This is a genomic window from Proteiniphilum sp. UBA5384 (assembly GCF_002410825.1).
Taxonomy (GTDB): Bacteria; Bacteroidota; Bacteroidia; order Bacteroidales; family Dysgonomonadaceae; genus Proteiniphilum.
In genome coordinates, this window is the sequence record NZ_DHOS01000031.1 from 1 (window position 1) to 5,269 (window position 5,269).

Below are 5,269 nucleotides of genomic sequence, written 5' to 3' on the forward strand. Positions count from 1 at the left end.
TAGGTCAATTCGTCTCTATCAACTGTGATATCCGCATAAAAGCGAGGCTCTCTACCTACCCATGGGTCATCAGGGTCATAACCGGAATCGGGATCATCTATGGGTAAGCCATTGGCCATTGCATAATTTTTCACGTAGTTATGGGTGGGGACTTCCGTGTCCTTAGCCATTGATTGAAGTTTTACAGGGACATAATTGTTCAGTGTGTTTGTTCTTGTTCTTCCCGGTTGATAAGGGGGAGGGTTCAGTATTACTTCAGTACCCCCCGACAGGTCGGTCAGACTCATGACCCAGAAATTATCCGTCCAAGTTTCCCACGTTTGTAACTGATATTTCCCACTTTCCTCCGAAATCTTTAGTACCTCCGCAAATGCTTCAGCTGCTTTTTTACATAGTTCCGTATCATATTCATTTTTATTTGTCGATTCTTCATTCATCATGGGGCTGGCAGCATACAACAGGTTTTTTCCTAAATAGGCAAGGGCATGGACTTTTGAGATTCTTTGTCGGTTATCGCCCAAGGTCCGTTGGCCAGCATTTGTTCCGTCCCAATCAACAGGAAGTAAAATGGCTGCCTGTTCAAAGTCTTTAGCGGCTTTTAAAGCTGTTTCTCTATAATTCAGGCGAGGCAGGTGTAAATTAGATGTAGCTGTTAATACCGTATCAACGTACGGCATTCCCCCCCAGTAGCGCATGACTTCAAAATGGAACCATCCCCTGAAATAAAGCATTTGTCCTTCCAACAAATCTCTCTCTTCTTGTGTGCCTCGAAATAAATCAAGGTTAGACAGTCCTATATTGGCTTTTCTGATGCCATACCAGCACAATGGCCACACTCTTTTATTACGGGTTTCACCGGTTGCGGTACTCACCGCATTGGATGTTGCATACAACAAATCTCCCTGGCCCCAGTAATCACCTTGGTCGAAGCGATGTATCGCATGCATGAGTGTTTCATCTGCATATAAATACCGATTGGGAGCTACTGCCTTGTCATAGTCGGTTATGCAATTGTATAATTCTTCTACGAATCCTTGAAAATTCAGGAAGTTGGTAAAAATTGCCCCTTCATCAATCTCCGAATCAGGCGATTTGTCCAAATAATCTTCACATGACGCAGTCAAGATTACCAAGATTAAAATATATTTTATGGAATGATATATTCTATTATTCATTGTTCTGTTTTTTAAAGGGTGAAGTCAATTCCAAGATTAATACGTTTTACAGTGGGATACGTTCCATCCGTGGCACTACCGCCGGAAGCGGCTGATTCTCTATCGTCGGGGAGCTTGGACCATAAAAACAGATCACTGCCGTTGAGATACAATCTAAGATTGTCGATTCCCATCGTTTGTAGCCAGTGATTGTTTTTATTAAATGTATAAGACAACTCTACTGTTTTTAGACGTAAGTATGAGGCATCATATATATAGTAATCTCCTATATTTTGGCCCGGAGTTTTCCATCTTGGAAGAAAAGAAGTTGCATCCTGGTTATATTTGGACCAATGATCTTCCACATGGGCATATACTACCGTATAATTTCCCCGGAAATTACCGAATGGAACAGTACGCGAAGCGTTTCTAACCCCGTAGAGTTGTGCCATTACACTGAAACCCTTGTAATCCCCGCCCAAAAAGAAGCTATATGTATTCATGGGCACATCCGAATAGCCTATAGGGATATTGTCATCAGATCCTTTATATATTCCATCACCATTGAAGTCAATTAAATTGTAGAATCCGGGGAGTTTATAATTGTCATTGATCTCCGTGGGGATACTGGCATAAATCTCATCCCAGTTATTATAAAAACCGGAACTTACACCCGATCTTTTTTGTCCAATGGAATAACCTTCCTGTTTCATATATGTCGGGCGCAACTGCGGATCATCTCTATAGATAATTTCATTCTTGGTTTGCGTGAGAGCCAATGTAGACCAGTAACGAAATCCATTTCCGAGCCTTTTGTCCCATTTTATTTCCAATTCGTACCCGTTTGAATTCACCTTTCCCAGATTGGCTGCAGGCGGGGTCCCACCGAAAAAAGAGGGAATACTCATGCTATTACCGGTCATTAGTATATCTGTTCTGTTTTCAATGAAATAATCAAAATTAAGAGAGAGAGCATTTTTTAAAGCACCCAATTCAATGCCGATATTCTGTTTTTTTGCTTTTTCCCAATGGATATCTTTATTGCCCATCACACTTTCAGTAAACCAGGTGTATGGGCTCCTGCTTGTTGCCAATGAACCGAGGGGAGAAGAGCCGTTGTAAGCCCATTGAGTCAAATACAACCATCGGCTACCTCCAATTCTGTCGTCTCCCACCCATCCTATGCTGTATCTTAGTTTAAGCCGGTCAACCCAGTCCACATTGAAAAATTTCTCATTAGACAAATACCAGCCGGCTGCCAGCGAAGGAAAGAAATCGAAGCGGTAACCCGGGCCAAATTGTTCAGAGCCGTTGTATGCCCCGTTGAACTCGAATAGATATTTGGCGTCGTAATTGTAAGTGGTCCTGAAAACCCAATCCTCTCTATAATTTTTGAACATATTTCCACGGGCATATTCATCTCTTTTAAGGAGTGCCAAAGCTGTCACATCGTGTAGGCCAAACTGCTGGGCATACTCCAAGCGAAATTGGTACATCATCCTTCGAGTTACGGGAATCCAGTTGTAATGTGAGTTTGAACCAATAATTTCAGGTCGTCTCGTCCATGGCCTTAAAACCCAATCGTAGTTGTTTACTCCTGATATGGGTAAGATTGTTGTGTACTCCGATGGGTCTTGGCCCGGTCCTGTATAATTTTCAGGGTTTATTTGTTTCTCCGGCGTATTGCTGTAAGGTTCATTGGGGCGCACATGATTTGCGATATCATAAAGTCCCTCCTCTGAAATTATTTCATTGTCTTGCGAAAAGATCGCTTTGGCTACCAGGCCTTTTGTTATAAAATCTAATTTTTGTTGTAGCTCAAAATTTGAAGACAAATTTGTTTGTTTGATGTTTCTTATACCTAGGTTATATACCGTAGCCACAGGGTTCCAATCTCCAATTTTGTTGCTATACCCCCACCTGCCATCTTCATATTGAGGCAGGTACGCGTCGGGCGGTAGTCCATAAATACCCCTCCATATCATAAAATCAGCACTTGATGCACTTCCTTCATTTGAATAAGATGTATTCTTTACAGAAAAATAGCCGGCAAGATTTACCTTCAATAGGGTAGATGGGGTAATATTTATATCTAAATTGCTCCTGAAATTGAACCGGTCAAAATTATAATTGGGCTTATACCCTTTGTGATTTTCATATTTTTTGAACATGTCGCCTTCATGCAAATAGGCAAGTGAGCCAAAGTAGCGGACGACCTGGGTTCCGCCTGAAATATTCACAGAAGCTTTGTGAGAGAATCCCACATCTTTAAAAAGTGCTTCCTGCCATTTTACGTTTGGGTAAATCACTGCATAGTCGGGAGTTTGTGGAAGACGATACCGTTGAACAATTTCATAAGGCAGATAGTCTGACCAAGACGGTTCGTTCAACACCACTTCTCTTTCAATCGCTTCATTTTTTATCAACAGGCCGTGATATGAGTCCATGATTTCCGGCACTTTTGACAACATTTTAGCAGTGGTATTATAGGAAACTGAAATAGATGGTTTGCCTGACGCGCCTCTTTTGGTGGTAATAAGAACCACTCCGTTGGCTCCTTTCACACCAAAAACCGCTGTGGCAGAAGCATCTTTCAATACGGAAATTGTTTCTACTTCATTCACATCCACATTTTCCATTGCTCTTTCCACCCCGTCGACCAGAATCAACGGCTGACCCCCATTCCATGTGTTTTGACCTCTAATAAAAAACTGAGTAGAACTTCCCCCTCTTCCCACACCACCCGGTTCTCCCGAAGAGGTGAGTGTGATCAATCCGGGAACCTGGCCACTGAGTGCTTGCTTCATATCGGTTACATTCCCTCTTTTCTTGAGTTGCTCATCGGTTGCCTGGGCAATTGCACCCACCACACTCTCTTTCCTCTGTATGCCATAACCCACGGCAACAACCTCTTGGAGGCCAATGCTCTCTTCTTCCATAGTAATCGTAAAAGAGTCTCTATTCCCAATGGTTATCTCTTGTGTTTTCATCCCTATAAACGAGACCTGGAATTGTGTTGCTCCCTCTGGAATCAAAGCAGAAAAGTCGCCATCCATATCTGTGACCGTTCCTCCACTTTCAGTGCCGAGGAAGAGAATAGTTGCTCCGGGCAGGGGCTCGCCGTCTAAAGTTTCCACATGTCCGGTTATCCTTTTCCGGGCTTGCTGTTGGACATCATGAGAAGTATTAGCCGCTATAATGGATGTTGAAAGTAACAACAGGAAATGGCTAATAACGAAGATGTATATAATTTTAAATTTAGTTATTTCGTTCATACTAATTCTTTTATAAGATATCATGTTTTTTAGATAAAGTTTTCATAAGTCTTTTTCCGATAATTATACATCACTTAAACTCGATAAGACTACAAACCCTCTTTTAACTTGTAAACCTCAAGCATTTCGGGTTCGGGCCATGGTTCGGGATAAGGTTGATCCCTGTTTGATGGAAGTGTTTCATGGCGCATGATATACTGTTCTCCATTTATCGTTCCTGCCGCATCTCGGGTTACATTCACTCTCATATTCGGAAATGTTGAACGTAGTGTGCGAACATCATAAGGCCATGGTGTAGAGGCTACGGTCGTGATTGGCCTCAACGTCTCTTCTGATAAGATGAAAATAGCGGCTCCTTTTCCGGTATAACTATAATTTTGTCTTAACTCTCCATTTGAATATACCACTTCTCCGATTCCCAGTTCAGTGCGTAACGATCCTCCTCCTTCAAAGTACCATCTATAATCCCAATTTGTGGTTTGATAGATTTTCCATTTTCCATCCTCGAATCGGGCGTTATAAAATTGAGAAGGAGAGTAGGGGTCTGAGCAATTTTCGAACTTATGGTATGATAATATAATACGCCCTTTTGAATCGAACCCGATTCGGCCATTTCCGTTGATCATACCGCATTTGATCGGCACGGGATCCACAATAACCCCCGGGGTACTTAATTTAATGGGTAATGAAATAGGGGTTCCGTCTGCAGTAAACCAATTGATCAAATCGGGACTTTTTGCATAGCTAAGGTCGTGGTTGGTTTCTGCGGCAGGTGTGTCTCTCCATATCCAGGACATGTGGAACCACCCGTCGGGGCCTTCAATAGGGCCGTGGTTATAA

The 5,269-nt window shown here is 42.3% G+C and carries 3 protein-coding genes; all 3 read right to left on the reverse strand.

Translation table 11 applies throughout. The annotated features are described in order from the left end of the window. Window positions 1-1,175 (reverse strand): RagB/SusD family nutrient uptake outer membrane protein (locus B4G81_RS06285; RefSeq protein WP_294081139.1); only part of this gene is annotated, 1,175 nt, incomplete at its 3' end. 11 nt (window positions 1,176-1,186) lie between these two features. Next, window positions 1,187-4,429, reverse strand: a complete 3,243-nt coding sequence (locus B4G81_RS06290) for a SusC/RagA family TonB-linked outer membrane protein (protein WP_294081140.1) — start codon at window positions 4,427-4,429, stop codon at window positions 1,187-1,189. Window positions 4,430-4,518: 89 nt separating this feature from the next. Next, window positions 4,519-5,269: BNR-4 repeat-containing protein (locus tag B4G81_RS06295; protein ID WP_294081141.1), on the reverse strand; the 751-nt coding region annotated here is incomplete at its 5' end.

What these genes read in the sequence shown, in the direction of transcription:
- B4G81_RS06290 (WP_294081140.1), bottom strand. Translation starts at nt 4,429, where the DNA reads ATGAACGAAATAACTAAATTTAAAATTATATACATCTTCGTTATTAGC.